The 17,563-nt window shown below is 62.9% G+C and carries 19 protein-coding genes; 9 read left to right on the forward strand and 10 right to left on the reverse strand.

Annotated elements, in window-relative coordinates; translation table 11 throughout:
* Positions 1–75 precede the first annotated feature (75 nt).
* The gene (locus MacB4_RS04835) at positions 76–504 is read left to right on the forward strand and encodes a molybdopterin-binding protein (RefSeq protein WP_206864714.1); all 429 of its coding nucleotides are present in this window, start codon (positions 76–78) and stop codon (positions 502–504) included.
* Here the strand turns inward: MacB4_RS04835 and thiE are convergent.
* The 4 genes from thiE to rpsB all read right to left on the reverse strand — a co-directional run bounded on the left by thiE (position 467) and on the right by rpsB (position 4,128).
* Positions 467–1,183 carry a thiamine phosphate synthase gene (gene thiE, locus MacB4_RS04840; RefSeq protein ID WP_206864715.1) on the reverse strand — a complete coding sequence of 239 codons (717 nt, stop codon included), beginning with the start codon at positions 1,181–1,183 and terminating at the stop codon, positions 467–469. The genes MacB4_RS04835 and thiE overlap by 38 nt on opposite strands.
* Positions 1,180–2,550 carry an acetyl-CoA carboxylase biotin carboxylase subunit gene (gene accC, locus MacB4_RS04845; protein WP_206864946.1) on the reverse strand — a complete coding sequence of 457 codons (1,371 nt, stop codon included), beginning with the start codon at positions 2,548–2,550 and terminating at the stop codon, positions 1,180–1,182. The genes thiE and accC overlap by 4 nt, the downstream gene beginning before the upstream one ends.
* A gap of 151 nt (positions 2,551–2,701) precedes the next feature.
* The gene (tsf, locus tag MacB4_RS04850; RefSeq protein WP_206864716.1) at positions 2,702–3,304 is read right to left on the reverse strand and encodes a translation elongation factor Ts; all 603 of its coding nucleotides are present in this window, start codon (positions 3,302–3,304) and stop codon (positions 2,702–2,704) included.
* 56 nt (positions 3,305–3,360) lie between these two features.
* A complete protein-coding gene (rpsB, locus tag MacB4_RS04855; protein ID WP_206864717.1) occupies positions 3,361–4,128 on the reverse strand; it encodes a 30S ribosomal protein S2 in 768 nt (255 codons plus the stop codon).
* 267 nt (positions 4,129–4,395) lie between these two features.
* On the opposite strand from rpsB, the gene MacB4_RS04860 reads away from it, so the two are divergent.
* From MacB4_RS04860 to MacB4_RS04870, 3 genes are all read left to right on the forward strand, one after another.
* A complete protein-coding gene (locus tag MacB4_RS04860; RefSeq protein WP_206864718.1) occupies positions 4,396–5,160 on the forward strand; it encodes a hypothetical protein in 765 nt (254 codons plus the stop codon).
* Positions 5,161–5,356: 196 nt separating this feature from the next.
* Entirely contained in the window at positions 5,357–5,902 is a 546-nt protein-coding gene (locus tag MacB4_RS04865) for a ribonuclease H-like domain-containing protein (protein WP_206864719.1), read from the forward strand.
* 18 nt (positions 5,903–5,920) lie between these two features.
* Positions 5,921–6,292 carry a Fur family transcriptional regulator gene (locus MacB4_RS04870; protein ID WP_206864720.1) on the forward strand — a complete coding sequence of 124 codons (372 nt, stop codon included), beginning with the start codon at positions 5,921–5,923 and terminating at the stop codon, positions 6,290–6,292.
* A 35-nt stretch (positions 6,293–6,327) separates the two neighbouring features.
* Here the strand turns inward: MacB4_RS04870 and MacB4_RS04875 are convergent, their stop codons facing one another.
* Positions 6,328–7,794, reverse strand: coding sequence for a sigma-54-dependent transcriptional regulator (locus MacB4_RS04875; RefSeq protein WP_370569407.1), 1,467 nt, complete (start codon positions 7,792–7,794; stop codon positions 6,328–6,330).
* A gap of 131 nt (positions 7,795–7,925) precedes the next feature.
* Here MacB4_RS04875 and MacB4_RS04880 point away from each other — a divergent pair, with 131 nt between their 5' ends.
* The 3 genes from MacB4_RS04880 to MacB4_RS04890 all read left to right on the forward strand — a co-directional run bounded on the left by MacB4_RS04880 (position 7,926) and on the right by MacB4_RS04890 (position 9,657).
* Positions 7,926–8,420: a thioredoxin family protein gene (locus tag MacB4_RS04880; RefSeq protein ID WP_206864722.1), complete on the forward strand. Its 495-nt coding sequence runs from the start codon at positions 7,926–7,928 to the stop codon at positions 8,418–8,420.
* A 349-nt stretch (positions 8,421–8,769) separates the two neighbouring features.
* A complete protein-coding gene (locus MacB4_RS04885; protein ID WP_206864723.1) occupies positions 8,770–8,952 on the forward strand; it encodes a hypothetical protein in 183 nt (60 codons plus the stop codon).
* A gap of 177 nt (positions 8,953–9,129) precedes the next feature.
* Positions 9,130–9,657 carry a hypothetical protein gene (locus tag MacB4_RS04890; protein WP_206864724.1) on the forward strand — a complete coding sequence of 176 codons (528 nt, stop codon included), beginning with the start codon at positions 9,130–9,132 and terminating at the stop codon, positions 9,655–9,657.
* 22 nt (positions 9,658–9,679) lie between these two features.
* On the opposite strand, the gene MacB4_RS04895 is transcribed toward MacB4_RS04890, so the two are convergent.
* The 4 genes from MacB4_RS04895 to MacB4_RS04910 all read right to left on the reverse strand — a co-directional run bounded on the left by MacB4_RS04895 (position 9,680) and on the right by MacB4_RS04910 (position 13,824).
* Positions 9,680–9,913: a hypothetical protein gene (locus tag MacB4_RS04895; protein ID WP_206864725.1), complete on the reverse strand. Its 234-nt coding sequence runs from the start codon at positions 9,911–9,913 to the stop codon at positions 9,680–9,682.
* 182 nt (positions 9,914–10,095) lie between these two features.
* Positions 10,096–11,937, reverse strand: coding sequence for a cbb3-type cytochrome c oxidase subunit I (locus MacB4_RS04900; protein ID WP_206864726.1), 1,842 nt, complete (start codon positions 11,935–11,937; stop codon positions 10,096–10,098).
* 266 nt (positions 11,938–12,203) lie between these two features.
* Positions 12,204–13,016, reverse strand: a complete 813-nt coding sequence (locus MacB4_RS04905) for a glycosyltransferase family 2 protein (protein WP_206864727.1) — start codon at positions 13,014–13,016, stop codon at positions 12,204–12,206.
* Between the two features lie 34 nt (positions 13,017–13,050).
* The gene (locus tag MacB4_RS04910) at positions 13,051–13,824 is read right to left on the reverse strand and encodes a polysaccharide deacetylase family protein (protein WP_206864728.1); all 774 of its coding nucleotides are present in this window, start codon (positions 13,822–13,824) and stop codon (positions 13,051–13,053) included.
* A gap of 70 nt (positions 13,825–13,894) precedes the next feature.
* Between MacB4_RS04910 and MacB4_RS04915 the strand changes: the two genes are divergently transcribed.
* Together MacB4_RS04915 and MacB4_RS04920 are read left to right on the forward strand one after the other, a co-directional pair.
* Positions 13,895–14,917 carry a glycosyltransferase family 2 protein gene (locus MacB4_RS04915; protein WP_242529340.1) on the forward strand — a complete coding sequence of 341 codons (1,023 nt, stop codon included), beginning with the start codon at positions 13,895–13,897 and terminating at the stop codon, positions 14,915–14,917.
* Positions 14,910–16,103 carry a glycosyltransferase family 4 protein gene (locus MacB4_RS04920; RefSeq protein WP_206864729.1) on the forward strand — a complete coding sequence of 398 codons (1,194 nt, stop codon included), beginning with the start codon at positions 14,910–14,912 and terminating at the stop codon, positions 16,101–16,103. Before MacB4_RS04915 ends, MacB4_RS04920 begins: the two co-directional genes overlap by 8 nt.
* On the opposite strand, the gene MacB4_RS04925 is transcribed toward MacB4_RS04920, so the two are convergent.
* Positions 16,093–17,355, reverse strand: coding sequence for an FIST signal transduction protein (locus tag MacB4_RS04925; RefSeq protein ID WP_206864730.1), 1,263 nt, complete (start codon positions 17,353–17,355; stop codon positions 16,093–16,095). The two genes, MacB4_RS04920 and MacB4_RS04925, sit on opposite strands and share 11 nt — an antisense overlap.
* Positions 17,356–17,563 lie beyond the last annotated feature (208 nt).

Raw genomic sequence — 17,563 nt, forward strand, 5'->3', positions numbered from 1 at the left:
CTGTCCTGACCGAATTTGCGGGGAGCCCGATTTTTCCTTCCTTTTCCGGGTAAGACTTCCTAGGGTCTCGTCATCATGCAGACTAGCGCGCGCAACTGTTTCACAGGAAAGATCGTCGTCATCAAGAAAGGTCCCATTCTCGCTGAGCTGGAGATTGCGATCGGCAAAGAGGCCTCGCTCATCTCCCACATCGCCTTCGCAAGCCTCTCCGAGCTGGGTCTTGCGATCGGCTCACCGGTTCAAGCATTGGTCAAAGCTTCCCAGGTGATCTTGCTTACCGAAGCACCCCCGGTTCGCCTGAGCACGCGAAACCGCTTTTGCGGATCGGTGGCGGCCCTCCAACCGGGTGCGGTCAACACCGAGGTGGTGATCCGGATCGAAGACGGGCTGTCCGTGGTTGCGATCGTCACCAACGAGTCGGCGAAGGAGCTCGATCTCCAGGTTGGCAGCCGAGCCTGTGCCGCTTTCACTCCCTCGAGCGTTCTGCTCGCGGTCCCTGCGTAGCCGGACCGCCCGCCAGCAGCCCCTTCGGACCGAGCAGGGCCGCGACCTCGCGGCAGTACGCCTCGATATCGGCGGCATGGAGAATGGCCGAAACCATCACGACCCGATCCGCTCCGGCGTCCAATACCTCGGGCAGGTTCTCCTTCCGGATTCCTCCGATGCAGAAGAACGGCTTGCTCAAGCGTTTCCGCACCTCCCCAATCAGGGACAGACCGACCGGCTCGGCCTCGGGCTTCGTCGGAGTGGCGAAGATGGGTCCGACCGCAATGTAGTCCGCACCCTCCCGCTCCGCAGCCAATGCCTGATCGAGCGAGTGGGTTGACCTTCCGATCAACTGCCCATCGGCCAGAATCGTCCTCGCCTCCGCGGTCGAGAGATCCGCTTGCCCTAGATGGACGCCGTCCGCGTCGCACCGACAAGCGAGCAGAGGCCAGTCGTTGATCAGGAGAAGGACGTGGCCCGAGTCGGCCACTCGCCGTAATGACCGGGCCAGCTCTTCCAGGGATTCCGGCTCATGGCCCTTCGCTCGCAGCTGGAGGACGTCGACCCCGCCGGCCACCATCCGCTCGGCCGCATGGACCGGGTCGTTCGCCCCCAACACTCCCAGGTCGACGATCCCGTAGAGACGAGACTGGCGCAGGCGCAGCTTCCGAAGCCATCGCCGCTCCTCGCCGCTCATGGGCGCGCGACCTTCTGCGCCCCCTTGGAAGCCAGCAGCCGGGGCAGGAAGGTGGTGGAATACTGGCCTCTGCGGAAGTCGGGATCCTGAAGAATCGCCTTCCCGACAGGGACGGTCGTCTTGATCCCCTCGAGCACAAGCTCATCCAAAGCTCGTCCCAAGCGCGCCAGGGCATCTTCCCGCGTCTGGCCGGATGCGATGATCTTGGCGAGCATCGAATCGTAATAGGGAGGGATCGTCGAACCGAGAACCAGGTGGGAGTCGATGCGAATGCCAGGGCCGCCGGGAAATTGAAGAGCCTCGACCTTCCCCGGAGAGGGACGAAAATCCTGCCAGACATCTTCCGCGTTGATGCGCATCTCGATCGCATGCTGGAGGGGCTCCCGCGACTCCCAACTCTTATCCAGGGGATAGCCCGCCGCGATCTTGATCTGCTCTTTCACCAGGTCGATCCCATAGGCCTGCTCCGTCACGGGATGCTCGACCTGAATCCGAGCGTTCATCTCGATGAAATAGAAATTGCCGGCCCCGTCGACGAGAAACTCGACGGTCCCGACGTTTTCGTAGCGAATGGATTCCGCCAGCCGAACCGCAGCCCGGCCCATCTTCTTCCGCAATCCAGCATCGAGGATGGGAGAGGGAGACTCCTCCAGAAGTTTTTGATTCTTGCGCTGAATCGAGCAGTCGCGCTCGCCCAGATGGATGACCCGTCCTCGCTGATCCCCGACTACTTGAATCTCCACGTGGTGCGGATCCTCGATCAGCTTCTCCACATAGAGGCTCCCATCCCCAAAAGCCTTTTCCGCCTCGACGCGTGCGGCATGAAACCCCTGGACCAGGCTGACATCATTGTGGGCGACCCGCATGCCCTTTCCACCCCCGCCAGCCACGGCCTTCAGCACGATCGGGAACCCGATCCGCCGCGCCGCCTTCAGTGCCTCCTGCTCGCTCTCGACGACCCCTTCGCTCCCAGCAGGAACAGGAACCCCGATCTTCCTCGCATGGAAACGCGCCTGCACCTTGTCCCCCACCTTGGCGATCGTGGAGGCCGCCGGTCCGATAAACCGGATGTTGCAGCTCGCACAGATCTCGGCAAAGCTGGCGTTTTCCGCAAGAAAGCCATATCCGGGGTGGATGGCATCCACATCTCCGATCTCCGCCGCGCTGATGATGCGGTCCACACGGAGGTAGCTCGAAACGGCCGGCCCCGTTCCGATGCAGATCGCTTCATCTGCCAACCGCACGGCCAAGGAGTCCCGATCCGCGTCGGAGTAGACGACCAGGGTCCGTACCCCAAGCTCGCGACACGCCCGAATGACCCGGACCGCAATCTCTCCCCGATTCGCGATGAGGATCTTGCTAAACATCCCTATCGTCCGTCCGCGCTCTGGACGGGCCTCCCAAGCAGCCTCCCAGGTCATGCCCGCCCCTTGGGGGCTCAGGAGAGCTCGCTTCCGCTCCTTCTGGCCGGAATGAAATCATCTTTCGGGGAAGCCCCCCCTTCGCCGCTCTTCGCGATCAGGCCAAAGGCTCGCCCAGTTGATAGCGGACGAAGCGTCGGACGACGATGTTCTCCCCGATCTGGCCGATCTTTGCTGCCAATACCTCGCGCACCGTCGCGTTCTGATCCTTGATGAAGGTCTGCTCCAGGAGGCAGTTCGTCGCAAAAAACTTCTCCAACCTTCCCGCAACGATCTTTTCCAGGATCGCCGGCGGCTTCCCGACATTATCAGCAGCAATCTCTTCGCGCACCCGCTCGACTTCCGCCGCGGGCACCTGATCCCGGCTTACATATTGGGGATTCGCCGCAGCAATCTGGAGGGTGATATCCTTGACCAGATCCCGAAAGGCCGAGTTCCGCGCGACGAAATCGGTTTCGCAGTTGACCTCCACCAGAACCCCCACCTTGTCTCCGACGTGAATGTAGGAGGCGATTACCCCTTCGGGAGTCTCCCGGGCAGACTTCTTCTGGGCCTTGGCAATCCCCTGCTTCCACAGCCACTTCTCCGCCTCCTCCAGCGCCCCGCCGGACTGCTCGATCGCTCGCTTGCAGTCCATGATTCCAGCCCCGGTTTTCTCCCGAAGCTCCTTGATGAGCTCGACCCCGATCGGTTCTTTCATGTTCCCGTCACTGTTTTCGGCTATCGACATCGAGGCGCCGTACCCCGCAGAAGCCCCTACACCGAAGCGACATCCGCCAGCGAATCCGGAGAAGCCGCTTCCTCGCCAGCGGTCGCCGTTTCCGCGGCGACGGCGGGTTTCCATCCGAGCCGCATCTTCCCCTCGATCACGGATTGGTTGAGCTCCCGGAGGATCAGCCGGATCGAACGGATCGAGTCGTCATTGGCCGGAATCGGAAAATCGATCCCCTCCGGGTCGGCATTCGTATCGACGATCGCCACGATCGGAATGCGCAGCTTCCTGGCTTCCGAGACGGCAATCGCTTCGCGCACGACATCCACCACGATCAACACCTCGGGTATTCTTTCCATCCCCCGGATGCCCCACAGATGCCGGTGCAGCTTGGCGTTCTCCCGGCGAAGAACGGCAACCTCCTTCTTGGGCATCCGATCCATCAGGCCCTTCTCTTCAAGATGATCGATCCACCGCATCCGCTCGACCGATTTGCGGATCGTAACGAGGTTCGTAAGCGTTCCCCCCAGCCAGCGATGACTGACATAGAAGGATTCACTGCCCTCCGCGCACTCCCTGACCATCGGCTCCGCCTGCCTCTTGCAGCCCACGAAAAGCACCTTGCCGCCCTCTTCCGACACCTTCTCCAGGAAGCGCGCCGCGTTCTCCAACTGTTGCCTCGTCTGCTCCGGATCGATCCAATGGATGCCACCCCGCGAACCGGCGAGATACCGCCGCATCCGAGGATGCCACTTGTCGGTCCGATGACCGAAGTGCACCCCGGCCTCGATCAATGCCTTTACGTCCACCATCTCCTATCCTTGCTTTGCGATGCGGATCCGTTTCATCCCGGCTTTCCGCGTCTTTTTGCGAGCCCTTCCCGAGCGGGCACGACCGAGCCGCTTCCCGCGCCTTTCCTGGACCCTTCTCCCTCCTGCATTCCGTGCGAAATTGCCACGCTACGCGATGAACCAGCGTCCTGCCAAGCCAAATCGCTGCCGCCCGCGCCATCCCGCAAAAAGAGGGGAAATGGATTTGACAGCGGGAGCGTAAGAGGCTAGCAGAAACTGAACTTATTGATGATGAAATCGGGCCAGCTGCTCACCAGCCGCATACGGGCGCCCCTTGGAGCCTTGCCCCTTCTCGCCCTGGTGCTTCTCCCGACCCACCGAGTCGGGGCCGCCTCGGAAAAGGGTTCCCTCCCATGGCACAAGAGCATCGTGACGACCGTGTTTTGGATCGGGCAGGGGAGGACGCCCATCAGCGCGGCAACGAATGTCGCCAGCGCATGGGACGTCCATTGGACTCGCAACTACGGAGGACTCGACGATCCCAGTCGCCGCGTCGGCTACCTTCCCCGCCGCTTCGCGGTGACGCTCAATCCGTTCTACGTGGCCCTGCCGTTCAATGACGTTGCCTATCCCGATCTGGCTCGACGATGGGTGCCCTGGTATCACGAGCCCTCCCGAGGCGGTCGCTACGTCTCACAATGCAAGGGCCACTGGGTGCAAATCCGACACAAAGGCAAGGTCGCCTACGGTCAGTGGGAAGACGTCGGGCCGCTCCGCTCCGATTTCCCGTCCTATGTCTTCGGACCGGATCGACCCCAGATGTACAATGGCGCGGGCCTCGACGTCTCTCCTGCGCTCAGGGATTACCTCGGCTTGCACGGCCTGGACCTCACAGATTGGCGCTTCGTCTCGGAGGAGGAAGTTCCCCCCGGCCCGTGGATGAAATATGGGGAGCAAGCGATCCTGTTGCGCGCGATCCTGAATGAGGAGCGAAGGGCAGCCGCGCAATCCTCCCCGATGTTCGCGCCGGCGCTCTTTCCCGGCCAGCGGTAGCTCCCCGCTCCCATAAGCGCTTCATGCTCGACGCGACTCGCGGGGCCCGTTCGTGCCGGTTTCGACGCGGGGCGACATGCCCTGACCTTCGTTGCCCGGGAACGGGCGGCCTTCTACCATCTCCCGACGTCTCGAAGAATGGATTCGCGCAAGAGGGCAACGCCGGAGGCCGCCGCCCGATACGGCGGACCAAGCCATGATCAACCTCGTTTACTTTGATCTCGAGACGCAGAAGGGAGCGAACGAAGTCGGCGGATGGCGCAATAAGGGCGCGATGCGCATGTCTCTCGGTGTGACCTACGGCACGGCCCGGCAGGGTTACCAGATCTATGCGGAGCAAGACGTCGAAGCCCTCCTTCAAGAGCTCCGGAGCGCAGACTTAGTGGTCGGATTCAACGTCCTCGGTTTTGATTTCCCCGTGCTCGAAGCCTACACCATATTCGATCTACAGGATCTGCCCACGTTGGATCTCCTGCGCGACGTGGAGGCACAAACCGGGAGGCGCATGAGCTTGGAGAGCCTCGCGCGGGCGACTCTCGGCATCGGGAAGACGGCAGAGGGAGTGCAGGCTCTCCGCTGGTGGAAGGAGGGCAAGCTCCTCCAGATCGCCGAGTACTGCTGTTATGACGTAAAGGTCACCCGCTTGCTCCATGAGCACGGCGCGCGCCACGGAGAAATCTACTACTTCAACGAACAGACGCAGCGCAAAGAAGCCATCCCGGTGCGCTGGACACCGTCCTGAGAAGACAGAAGAGCCCGCATGGAACGGATCACGCAACAGAAGCTCGCGATTGCCGCCGTGCTGGAAGGCGCGGAGACCCCGCTGACCCCCCCCGAAATTCTTGCCCGGGCATCCAAGGCGGTGCCTCGCCTCGGTGTTGCCACCGTCTATCGAGCCCTCCGTTCGCTCCGGAAAGAAAAGAAGATCGTCGTTGTGGAGATTCCCGGCGAGCCTCCCAGGTACGAAACCGCAACCCGCGGGCACCACCACCATTTCTTCTGCAACGACTGCCGCCGGGTCTTCGAGGTTCCGGACTGCTCCTCAAAGCTGGCCGAACTCGCCCCGCCCAAGTTTCAAGTCCTCGATCACGAAATCATCCTTTACGGAAGGTGCCCCGACTGCCAAGGCTGAAGCGGATTCTTCCCAGGCGCAAAGAGCGCCGGCGGTCAATCGCGAGGAGCTTCGGTCACGCCGAGGCGTCGCAAGTCGGTTACGCGCAGGCCGAGCATCTCGGCGGCCCCTCTCTCATCGCCGCCCTGTCGGCTTGCGATCCGTTCGACCAGGCGCTCCAGAAGCTTCGGGACGACCTCGGTGGTGCCATTCTGCCAGACGAGCTCGGTGAGGAGTTGCACCGCCTGGTCCAGCACGCGTTCTTCCACGGAGAGCCGCCCTCCGGGCGCCGCGGAGAGTTCCTCCTGAATTTCTTCCGGGAGGTTGCTCACCTCGATCGTGGTGCTCGCCGCCAGAACCATGGCGCGTTGAACGACGTTTTCGAGCTCCCGGATGTTTCCCGGCCATGGGTAGGCCTGCAACGCCCGCATCGCGTCAGGCGCAATCCGTGTCGCCGCTTGAGGCAGGTAGCGCCGATGCTTCTGAAGAAAATGAGCGGCGAGAGCGGGAATGTCTTCGGCACGTTCGCGCAGCGGAGGCAGGGAGACTCGAACCACGTTGAGGCGATAAAAGAGGTCGGCCCGAAATTCCCGGCGCTGTACCGCCGTTGCCAGATCCTTGTTCGTCGCGGCGATCACGCGCACATCGGTCCGGATCGACTCGTTGCTCCCCAGCCGGGAGACCTCGCCCTCCTGAAGCACCCGCAAGATCTTGCTCTGGGTCGCCAGCGGCATCTCGCCGATCTCATCCAGGAAAATGGTGCCTCCGTCGCCCTGCTCAAACTTGCCGATGCGCTGCGCCATCGCTCCGGTAAAGGATCCCCGTTCGTGCCCGAAGAGCTCGCTCTCCAACAGATTTTCGGGAATGGCCGCGCAGTTGATCGCAATGAACGGCTTGTTCGATCGCATGCTATGCTGATAGATGGCCCGAGCGATCAATTCCTTCCCGGTGCCGCTCTCCCCGGTGATCAGCACGGTCGCGTTGGTCTTCGCCACCTGTCCCACCAGCTTGTAGACCTTCTGCATCGCCGCGCTGTCCCCGACGAGTGAGAGCCCCTGACGATCCGCAACCATGGCCGCCGCCTGGCCTTCTTCCTGGGCGAGACGGGCCGCCTCGAGGGAACGCTCGATCAGGTGGCGGAGCTCGGGTATGTCGAAGGGCTTGAGGATATAATCGTACGCCCCGAGCTTCATGGCTTCGATGGCCGTATGGGAGGTCCCGTAGGCGGTCATCATCAGGACGATCGCCTTCGGCGCCAGGCGTTTCATCTCCCGGAGCGTCTCCAGGCCGTTCTTGCCGCCCATCCGGATATCCATGATGACGACTTCCGGCGGCTCCTTCCGGAGCATCTCGATCGCCGCCTCTCCCGATGGGGCGGCTCGAACCTGGATCGGCAGATCCTCCAGCAACCTCTGGAAGGAATAGTGCACGTCCGGTTCGTCATCGACGACGAGAATGGACCGCCGATGGGCGGGTTCTTGCTCCTCTTTCACCGGCTTGTCCGTCTCTTTGGCAGTGGTCACGCACATGAAAAATGGAGCCCTTTCCTACGGGAGCCAAGAGGAAAATCCGCCCGCGACTCTTCCCCTGGGCCGATGCAGGCGCACCACCGGCGAATTTGCCAAAGATCCAGCCGGACTGTATCCTCGGGCCCATGGATCTCGTACGCGCCGCCCGGCGGCTTCCCAGTGGGCGATTGGCCCTTCTCGTTGCTTGGATTCTTCCCCTGCTCTTCTCGGCCCCCGCTTTCGCCGAGTCTTCGCACTGGCTGACGGATTTCCCCGCAGCCCTCAAGGAAGCCAAAGCCCAGAAGAAGCTGATTCTGGTCAACTTTACTGGCTCGGACTGGTGCCCCTGGTGCCAGAAATTGGACAAGGAAGTTTTTTCCACCCCGGACTTTCAGCAGTACGCCAAGGAACGCTTGGTCCTGCTCGAGATTGACTTCCCCCAACGCAAACCGCAATCGGAAGCGTTGAAACGGCAGAACAAGGAATTGGCGGACCGCTATCACATCGAAGGTTTCCCCACGATCGTCCTGCTCGATGCCGAAGGGCAGGAAGTCGCGTCCTTGGGGTACATGCCTGGGGGGCCCAAGCCCTTCCTGGATAAGGTGGAGGAGCTCCGTCAGAAGGCTGCCGCCGGGAGTTGAGTGGCCGCCCCCCCCGGCGCGAGATCGGGCGCAAGCACAAGCCGCTCGACCCATCGCCTTCCGGGATTCAAAAAAGACTTCCTCAAACGTTCCGCTTCCTCTACGATTCGCCCGCATCCGTTTTCCGGAACCCACAACTATGAAACTCCAATGGTCCCTTGGGGCGAAGGCCCTGTCGGCGAGCGCCCTGGCGCTCTTTCTGTCTCTCCCGCTTCATGCACAGGACGCTTCGAGCTCCTCCGAGGCAGTGGCGGGCCAGAACTCCACGCAAGAGAGCCCGTCCCCTCAGTCCGTTCATCCCCGGTGGCACCGCCAAGCTCGGGAAAATCATGAGAGGATGCGGCGCCTCATGGAGCGACAGGACGCCGAGCTGCGTCGACTGACCGACGCGATGAACCAGGCCCCGCCCGAGAAGAAGCTCGACCGGGCCTGCGCCGTGATCAACAAGCTCGTGGAACAGCGAAGGGAGATGCATTCCGAGATGGAAGGGATGCACCAGAAGATGATGCATCAAGCAGACGCCGGGAAGTAACTTTGACCTCCACCGCTCCGCGGTGCCGGACGGTTGTCTGCCGCCCGCGGAGAAGGAAGGAGATCGGGCCGGATCTCGCAACCTCGCCATGCTCCGGAGGGGATCCCGCTGCGACTTCTAGAATGCGGCTGGGTACCCGCCGCCTTTCCGTCGTGATCCCACCCAGCCCTTTTCCCCATGACGCTTTCGCATAAGCGACACTCCTCCGTCGATTCGATTCGATCGCCTCTTCTTCCCCGCATTCGCCTCGCGCTCGTGACGCTTGCGCTCCCGGTCATTGCTTCCCTTCTGCCCTTGGGGGTTGCACAGCCGATCGCTCCCCCTGCCGGCGGTCCCCGCCACCCTACTCCCGCACAGCAGCGGCAGATTCAGCAGATGCAAGAGCACCTGCGAAAGATGGTCCGCGAACAGGACGACGAGCTGGAGCGGCTGATCTCCGAATTGCACGGAGCCTCCCGCGATCAGAAGATCGATCTCCTCACCCGCATCGTCACCCGTCTCATCGAGCAGCGAAGGGCCTTTCACCAGGAAAGCGAATCGGTCCGCCTGAGGATTCTCGACATGCAGAATCCGCCGGCCCCGCTCCCGCGGGCGCCCGATACGGCCGCCCCCGCCCCTGCCGTGGAGCAGCCTTCTTCCGCTCAGCCGGCGGATACTCCGCCACCGGCTTCCGACCAGGGCTACGTTCCCCAACAGCCGCAGTAACGCTCAGGTTCCAGCGGACGGCCTATCGCCCGCCTCCATCGAATTCCGCATCGACCTCTTCGACGACGTCATGATCGAGAAACTCCGCATAGGCCGGAGGCGGCCCCTTCTCGCGCTTCAGCAGACGATACCCGGCCCATGCAAAGCTCCCCATCGCAGCCATCCCGAGAAGGAGCAGGAAGAGCGTCGCGGCCAGCGCGGCATGCTCGGGTCGATCTCCACAGCAAGCGACGATCGGGTGGTGAGCAAGCAGCATAGTCAGCCCTTCTTCCTTTCGCCTCCGGATTCGCTCTCGCCCATCGCGCAACCTGCGACCACCTCCGCGCGGCCGCTCCTCCAGGCCCGCGGCCGCTTCGCGCCCCTCCGGGTGCCATTGGCCGGCCACCCTTTCCCGGCGGCGCCTCGAAGCGCTACCCGGTCGAGCGCATCACTCCTTGACTAAACGTGCGCCGGTTCGCTCCGTACCTTCTCCTCGGCTCCCGGCTCCCACTGAGGGAGAAAATCCCTCTGCGCCCCGGGTACGCTATACTCGTAGGGCCCACGATAGACGGAAGGAGCGACCGGAAAGTTCCCATGCGCGAGAGGCGGGGTCGGAGTCGCCCATTCGAGGGTCGTGGCCTGCCACGGATTCTCCGACTTCGCCTTCTCTCCATGTTTGGCACTCCAAAAGAAGTTGATGATGAAGGGAATTTGCGCAAGCGCGAGCAGCCACGCGGAGATCGACATCACGTGGTTGAGCCAGAGGACGTTCTGCGCGTACTGCCATCCCGCTCCGCCATCGTACCATCGCCGGTGAACGCCGTTCATGCCCTGAATGAGCATGGGGAAGAAGACGCCGTTGAAGAAAAGAAGCGTCGGCCAGAAATGAAGCTTCCCGAGGAATTCATTCATCATGCGACCCGTCACCTTCGGATACCAGTAGTAGATCCCGGAGAAAAGCGCCATGAGCGAGGTCGGCGCCATCATGTAATGGAAATGCCCGACGACGTAGTAGGTATCGTGAAGGACCAGATCCGACGAGCTCCAGCCGTTCGGAAGCCCGGTCAGGCCGCCAATGGCGAAGAGTGGCAACCAGGACAAGGCGAAGAGCATCGGCAGGTTGATGCGGATCGATGCTCCCCACAGTGAGAGAAGAAATACGGTCCCAATGAGCACGGAGGGAATCGAGATGAGCGTCGTGAAGATCTGGAAGAAGGTCGTCACCCCCTGGCCCATGCCGGTCATGTACATGTGGTGAGCCCAGACGACCATCCCGAGGAATCCGATGGCGATTTCGGAGTAGACGATCATGCGGTAGCTCCAGAGAGGTCGACGCGTGTTGTTCGTCCAGATTTCCGCAATGATCCCCATGGTCGGAAGGATCTGGACGTAGACCTCGGGATGGCCGAGAAACCAGAAGAGATGCTGCCAGAGAAGGGGCGCGCCACCTCCGCTGACGGCCACCCGCTGGCCTCCGACGATCAATCCGTCGGGAGAGAAGAAGCTCGTTCCGGCAAGCCGGTCCATGAGCTGCATGACGGCGGCGGACTCGAGCGGTGGGAAGGCCAAGAGCATGAGAAAGGCCGTCACGAGCTCGGACCAGACGAAGATCGGGAGCCGCATCCAGGAGAGCCCCGGGGCGCGGAGCTGGAAGATCGTCGTGATCATGTTGACGGTCCCCAGCAGAGAGCCGGTGATGTTGAAGGCCATTCCGAGCAGCCAGAGCGTTTGCCCGTTGAGCACCGGGTGAAAGCCGGGACCGGAGTCGGCCAGATTGGCGAGCGGGGGGTAAGAGGTCCATCCCGACTTCGCCGCTCCTCCGGGAACGAAGAAGCTCGCCACCATGATGACGACACCCACGAAGAAGCACCAGAAGCTCGCCATATTGAGCCGAGGGAAGGCCATGTCGGGAGCCCCGAGCTTGAGCGGGACGATGTAGTTTCCGAACCCGGCGAAGAGCGCAGGCACCAGAGCCATGAAGATCATAATGGTTCCGTGGATCGCTCCAAAGGAGTTGTACAACTGCGGAGTCATCACCCCGCCCGGCGCCATGTTGACCCCCACGAGCTGCTGCAGCAGCTGCGCGAAGAGGGGAACGGGCTTCCCGGGGTAGGAGAGCTGCCAGCGCATGAAGATCATGAGGACAAAACCGAAGAGCCCCATCAGGAGGGAGGTGATCATGTACTGGATGCCGATCACCTTGTGATCGGTCGAGAAGACCCACTGTCTCCACCAGGGCAGAGCCGCTTCGTGCCCATGCTGCCCCGGATGCACCGGATTTTCCGTCATATGGCCGTCCATCCCTCTTCCTCCTCCACTTCCTCCAGCTTCCTCGCGCCGACTCCGGGGCCGCCCAAGGGCCCGCCGCCGGACCAAAGGCCCGCTATCGCTGCATCAGGGTAGCCGCCAGTGGTTGCGCGGGCTATTCTGGTGGTCTCCTCTCCTTTCCCTCAGGCAAGATCCGGGGGGATGCATCCGAGCAACCCGGTACACTCACCGGAGTTTTGCTCGCCGGGCGGCGGAATCGGGGACGAACGCCGGCAAGCAGGAATCGGCCGCGGAAGTCTCTATCCGCGAGCGACAACCTGGGGCGCGCCTTCCGCTCCAATGGGCGGAGGCTGCTTGCCGAACTGGCGCTCGTAAAGCTTGGCGTACCGAACGAAAGTCGCCAGTGCAGTAACCGTGGCGATGTAGAGACCCGGAAATCCGTCCAGAAAGCCCAGCCGGAAGAAATAGCCCCGCAAAAAGCGCCAGAGAGGTCGGAAGAAGAGGTCCGACCAGCGAAAGCCTATGCCTCTTCCCTGCCGTTCGTCGGCAAATGCCGCCGCAAACGCCGGGATTTTCCGCACGTTGTCTTCCACGGTGGGGAACGAATAGTGGAGCAGATCCACCCGCATCTTCCTCACCCGACCGTCAAGAATCAGCTTGTCGTGCTCCCGATTCCCCCCCCATCGGCCGCGATCCCGGCGAAAGAGGCGCAGGTTATAGTCGGGATACCAATCTCCGTGCGTAATCCATCGGTTGAGGAACCATGTCTTACGGCGAAAGGATGCGCCGTCGAACTTTCCTTCCTCGCCGGAAAAGAACTCTTCAACCGCCTTTCGCATCTCGAGCGAAACTTCCTCGTCCGCATCGAGCCCCAGGACCCAGGGCCGCGTAGCCAGGGAGAGCGCCACATTCTTCTGGTCGCGGCGGCAGGTCCAGGCGCGCTCCTCAACGCGGGCTCCGAACTCGCGGGCAATCTCTGGTGTCGGGTCGGTGCAATCGTTGACGACGACGACGATCTCTTCCACCCAGCCAGCGACGCTTCCCAGGCTGCGCGGAAGGTTGCGCGCCTCGTTGCAGGCGATCATCGTCACGGAGATCGGCAGCTTCCTCATCCGCTCGGTTTGCTCCTCTCCTCCGGCAGCCCTTTCATCCCGGCATGAGCCCAAAGAGGGTCCGCAGCGTACGCGGGGGGCGGCATGCCGTGATCCGCCGAAGAAGGAAGGGATCGGCCCCCACCCCGTTGATCCCCCGCTCGACGGTGCAGGCCGTCCGATAACCCGCCTCAGCAACGAGATCCCGAATCTGCGGGTTCCAATCCCCGTAGGGATAAGAAAAGTGCTCGATGGACCGCCCGAAGAGATCTTCGAGCTTCTTCTTCCCGTCCACGATCTCTCGTCGCGCCTCCGAAAGCGTCAGCCGGGTGAGCGACGCATGGGTCAAGGTGTGCCCGCCGATTTCATGCCCGGCTTGCATCCACTCCCGTATCTGCACCTCGTCCATCAGCGCCGCGGGCTTTTCCCCAATCGCCAGATCCCACTCATTGGAGCTGCCAATCCGCTCCGCCACCAAAAAGACGATCGCGCGGAAACCCTGCTCGCCCAGGAGCGGAAAGGCCTCTTGGTGCAGGCTGGCATAGCCGTCGTCGAAGGTGAGGCAGACCCGTTTCCGAATGGGACTGCTGGGGCAGGCAAATTCCGCCAGACCCATGGATGTCCAGCCGTTTGCCTTCCATTCACACAGCTGTCTCGCCAGGAGCCAGGTCGGAAGGTAGAGACCTCGAAAGCGCGCCCCATGCGGGGGCGAGCCGATCTTGTGATACATCAGGATCGGTGCCGCCTCGGCAAAACGCTTCCGGTAGGCCCAGAGATTGGTGTAGGGGGGCAGCGCATCCGCCGGGGGAAGAGCGGGAGAGAGGGCCATATCCTCGAATACTCTAGATGAAGTAGGTTCTGGATCGCAAACCTCCGCTGCGTTTTGCCAAGATTCTTGCGTGAAGGAGGCAGGAAACGGGGGCTACGCGGCTCCGAAGGCGATCTCGCCCACCGAGGGTGCGGGGGAGACGAGAAAAGGGGAACCTCTGGTCTCGGTCATCATCGTCACGCGGAATACCCGCGACCTTGTCCGCGAGGCGATCCGCTCCGTGGAAGCGAGCGAGGTCTCCTTTCCGTTGGAGACGATTCTCGTCGACAACGGTTCGACGGACGGCACGGCCGAGGGGATTCCTCCCGCCTTCCCGAAGCTCGTCTATCTCCGTTTTCCCCGCAACCTCGGCTTCGCCGCAGCCGTCGACCGAGCGGCCGAGCGGAGTCGCGGAAAGTATCTCCTGCTCCTCAACAGCGACGCACGTCTCGAATCGGATGCGCTCGAACGCGCCGTGCAGTGGATGGAAACGCATCCCGAATGCGGCATCGCCGGAGCCCGATTGCGGAACGAGGACGGGAGCCCGCAAAATTCGATCGCGAACTTTCCCAGCCTCTGGACCGAACTCGGCAACAAGGCTCTCCTCCGACGCCTCTTTCCCCACCGCTATCCCGGGAAAGAACGTCCCGCCACCCATCCCACCGCGGTCGATTCGGTCATCGGAGCCTTCTTCCTCACGCGCGCCGCTCTCTGGCAGCGACTGCGCGGCATGGACGAGGGCTTTTTTTTCTTCCTGGAGGAGACGGACTTCTGCTATCGGGCGCGGCTGGCCGGCTTTGCGGCCTACCACCTCCCCGACGTTCACGTCTGGCACGGCCAAGGGCGAAGTGCCGCCGCATCCCCTGCGGCCGCCCGAATCGAATACTGGCGATCCCGTTATCGCTACTTTTCGCTCCATGCCCCGCGGTCGCACCAAGCTTGCCTGCGCCTCGTCCTGCCCCTCCGTCTCGCCATGGAATTGGCTGGGGACATCCTGATCTTCCCCTTTCGGGGAACCCGCCCGCGCTTCCGGGAGAGGATGGGCGTGCGCTGGGCTCTTCTCCTCTGGCACTTGGCGGGAAGGCCAGATCGCATGGGGCTGCCTCGTGACTGAACCTCCCTCCATCCTCCAAGTCGATTCCCTGCTCAGCGGCGGCGGTACGGACGTGCAGGCGATTCTTCTGGCCGCCGGGCTGCAACGGTTGGGATGCCCGGTCGCCTTGGCGGCCCCCCCCTCGGGGAGCTTGGCTCCCGAGGTCGAACGGCGAGGCATCCGGCTCCTTCCGATCCCGCAAAACAAGGTGAGCCTCGTGCTCTCGCTCGCGCGATGGATCCGGATAGGCGGCTTCTCGATCGTCCACGCACATCACGGCCGAGACTACTGGCCCACCATCCTCGCGGTACGCTTGGCCGGCAGTGGAGCCGCCGCCCTGCTGACTCGTCATATGGCCAAGAGCCCGAGCTCCTGGCCGAGCCGAAGATTTCTCTTGAATGCCTCGGATGGCATGATCGCGGTGTCGCAATTCGTCTACCACGTGCTGACAGAAGGCGATTATGAGCCGGAATCGACCGATGGGGAGCGGCGCTCCCGTCCGCCGATCTCAGGAAATGGTGCCAAGATCCACACGATCCTTCCGGGAATCGAGGTGGAGCGCTTTCGACCAACCGAAGAGGCCCGCGAGCGGAGTTCCTGGGGCTTTGGGCCCGAGCATCGCATATTCGGCCTGGTTGGTGGGTGCTCCTTTCCGCATGGCAAAGGGCAGGAGATCTTCCTGGAAGCCGCGGCCCTCGCTCATGCCGCCCTACCACACGCTCGATTCCTGCTCCTGGGCAGCGGCAACATGCAGGACTACCTGGCCGAAAAGGCACGCGCCCTGGGGCTCGAAGGCAAGGCCCTTTTCCTCTCCCATTGCCACCGGATGCCGGAGTTCCTGAATTCGATCGACTGCTTGGTACGGCCTGGGATCGGGACCGAGGCGCTGGGACTGGCGATCCTCGAGGCCTTGGCCTGCGGAAAGCCGGTCATCGCCGGAGCGATTGACGGGGTCCCCGAAGCCTTCGTCTCCGAGAGGGCAGGCAGGCTCCTGGATCGCTCGACGCCCCAAGCCCTCGCCTCGGCCATGGAGGAGCTGGCCCGGGAGCCGCCCCTCACCCTTTCGCAACGGTGGGCGCTCCACGAAGAGGTGGCCAAGCGCTTCTCCTCCGAGATCCTCGCCGAGCGGACGCTGGCGCTCTATCGTCAGCTCGCCGCGCCATCCGGCGATCGCCCGGCAGGAGGCCGCAGGTGGGCTACTGAGTGATTGCCTCGTCGGCCAAGAGCCATAGGGTGATCGTCTGGTTGTGATGGCCGACCGTTCCCGCGACCGTCGTGCCGGTCTCTCCGTAGGTCGACGCGCCGACCACCGCCACATGCTCGCCCAGCTCCTCGCGAATGACCCGAACCTCGGCCGCGCCGGAACCCAGGCGGAGCGCCTGCTGATGGCAAAGAATGCAGTTAAAGGCGACGACCGCCGCCACGCGTCTCGGGTTGCCGGCATCGGCCAGCGCCCGTCGGACCGCAACCCGGACCGACTCGACGCGGCTCTGTGCGTCCGCCTCCAGAAGGGTCAGGCCGCTCCCCACCGGGATCGCGGAAAAGAAGACGATCGAACCGTCTTCCCGGATCGCCGCCGGACTGCGCACCTGCCAGTAGTTCGCGGTGACCTCGATGATCCCCATCGGATGGCTGTTGAACCGCTCCTGCGCCTCCCGCCAACCGGAGGCGCCGACTAACTCCGCATAGACGTCGGCCGCCGGGCGATGGTCGAGTGTCTTCACCACCCTCCCCTCGCTCTCGGTCACGAAGGCGCCTTTGGCCCCTACCGGCCGGAAGGCGTTGGCCATCCCGACCCCGTTCTTGAGGGTCGTGGCGATCCCCAAAAGAGAGAGAGCCCCTTTGTGGCTCTCTCCATTCCCATGGGCAAAGGTCTCGGTAACCCGATCCAGGTAAAGCCGGTCCGCCGCGGTTCCTCCCACGACGCGAGCTCCTCGTCCCACGGCACGAGAGATCCCTCGCAAGACGGCCTCCTCGGTGCCGACGCTCGAATGGCCCACCAGGAGAGTGAAGGGATTGGCGCGGAGCATTCCGGAAGCGCTCTTGCCCGTAAAGGCGACGTAGAGAAGCTCCGGGCTGAAGAGGACTCCGTCGAAGGCCTGCCGTGTCAATTCCGCCGCCCTCTCTTCCTCCGCGCCGTCGAGCTTGCCCATGACGACGCAGGGAGCCAGCAGATCTCCCCGCTGCTCGATGGCCAGAAGGAGAATCCCCTCCGTCGAGAGATCCCCCTGCTCCCCATTGAAATGACCAGCGCACGAAAACCCCCACGACTGCCCTCCCAGGCCGCTCCGAACCTCCCGGGCAATCCGCTCCTGGTCAAGAGAGCTCGAGGCGAAGAGGATCGTCAGCGTCGGATTGCGGATTCCCTGGCTCCGCAGCTTGGCCAATGCTTCCTCAAGATCCGCTCCGTAGGCTACGGCTGTGCGAACAAAATGTCCCGAATCACCTGGCTGATCCATGCACTACCTCCTTTGTACGCTGGACGGTCTCGAGACGAACGTCCCGGGGGATCGATCTTGTTTGTCCTCGTGAGACACAATCAGCAACGCCGGCCAAAGGCAAGATCGCAGCGCTGCCGGTCCTTCCCTCGATCCGTCCGCCGCCTCATCCGGCGCCTCGGGGATGGGGATGGCCCCCACCGCGCAACGACAACCAAAGGAGTCCCGC

It is taken from the genome of Methylacidimicrobium sp. B4 (assembly GCF_017310545.1).
In the GTDB taxonomy this organism is placed as follows: domain Bacteria; phylum Verrucomicrobiota; class Verrucomicrobiia; order Methylacidiphilales; family Methylacidiphilaceae; genus Methylacidimicrobium.

Excerpts from the sequence above, each read along its gene's own strand:
- MacB4_RS04835 (WP_206864714.1), top strand. The coding sequence starts at position 76 with ATGCAGACTAGCGCGCGCAACTGTTTCACAGGAAAGATCGTCGTCATC.
- thiE (WP_206864715.1), bottom strand. The coding sequence starts at position 1,183 with ATGAGCGGCGAGGAGCGGCGATGGCTTCGGAAGCTGCGCCTGCGCCAG.
- accC (WP_206864946.1), bottom strand. The coding sequence starts at position 2,550 with ATGTTTAGCAAGATCCTCATCGCGAATCGGGGAGAGATTGCGGTCCGG.
- tsf (WP_206864716.1), bottom strand. The coding sequence starts at position 3,304 with ATGAAAGAACCGATCGGGGTCGAGCTCATCAAGGAGCTTCGGGAGAAA.
- rpsB (WP_206864717.1), bottom strand. The coding sequence starts at position 4,128 with ATGGTGGACGTAAAGGCATTGATCGAGGCCGGGGTGCACTTCGGTCAT.
- MacB4_RS04860 (WP_206864718.1), top strand. The coding sequence starts at position 4,396 with ATGATGAAATCGGGCCAGCTGCTCACCAGCCGCATACGGGCGCCCCTT.
- MacB4_RS04865 (WP_206864719.1), top strand. The coding sequence starts at position 5,357 with ATGATCAACCTCGTTTACTTTGATCTCGAGACGCAGAAGGGAGCGAAC.
- MacB4_RS04870 (WP_206864720.1), top strand. The coding sequence starts at position 5,921 with ATGGAACGGATCACGCAACAGAAGCTCGCGATTGCCGCCGTGCTGGAA.
- MacB4_RS04880 (WP_206864722.1), top strand. The coding sequence starts at position 7,926 with ATGGATCTCGTACGCGCCGCCCGGCGGCTTCCCAGTGGGCGATTGGCC.
- MacB4_RS04885 (WP_206864723.1), top strand. The coding sequence starts at position 8,770 with ATGGAGCGACAGGACGCCGAGCTGCGTCGACTGACCGACGCGATGAAC.
- MacB4_RS04890 (WP_206864724.1), top strand. The coding sequence starts at position 9,130 with ATGACGCTTTCGCATAAGCGACACTCCTCCGTCGATTCGATTCGATCG.
- MacB4_RS04895 (WP_206864725.1), bottom strand. The coding sequence starts at position 9,913 with ATGCTGCTTGCTCACCACCCGATCGTCGCTTGCTGTGGAGATCGACCC.
- MacB4_RS04900 (WP_206864726.1), bottom strand. The coding sequence starts at position 11,937 with ATGGACGGCCATATGACGGAAAATCCGGTGCATCCGGGGCAGCATGGG.
- MacB4_RS04905 (WP_206864727.1), bottom strand. The coding sequence starts at position 13,016 with ATGAGGAAGCTGCCGATCTCCGTGACGATGATCGCCTGCAACGAGGCG.
- MacB4_RS04910 (WP_206864728.1), bottom strand. The coding sequence starts at position 13,824 with ATGGCCCTCTCTCCCGCTCTTCCCCCGGCGGATGCGCTGCCCCCCTAC.
- MacB4_RS04925 (WP_206864730.1), bottom strand. The coding sequence starts at position 17,355 with ATGGATCAGCCAGGTGATTCGGGACATTTTGTTCGCACAGCCGTAGCC.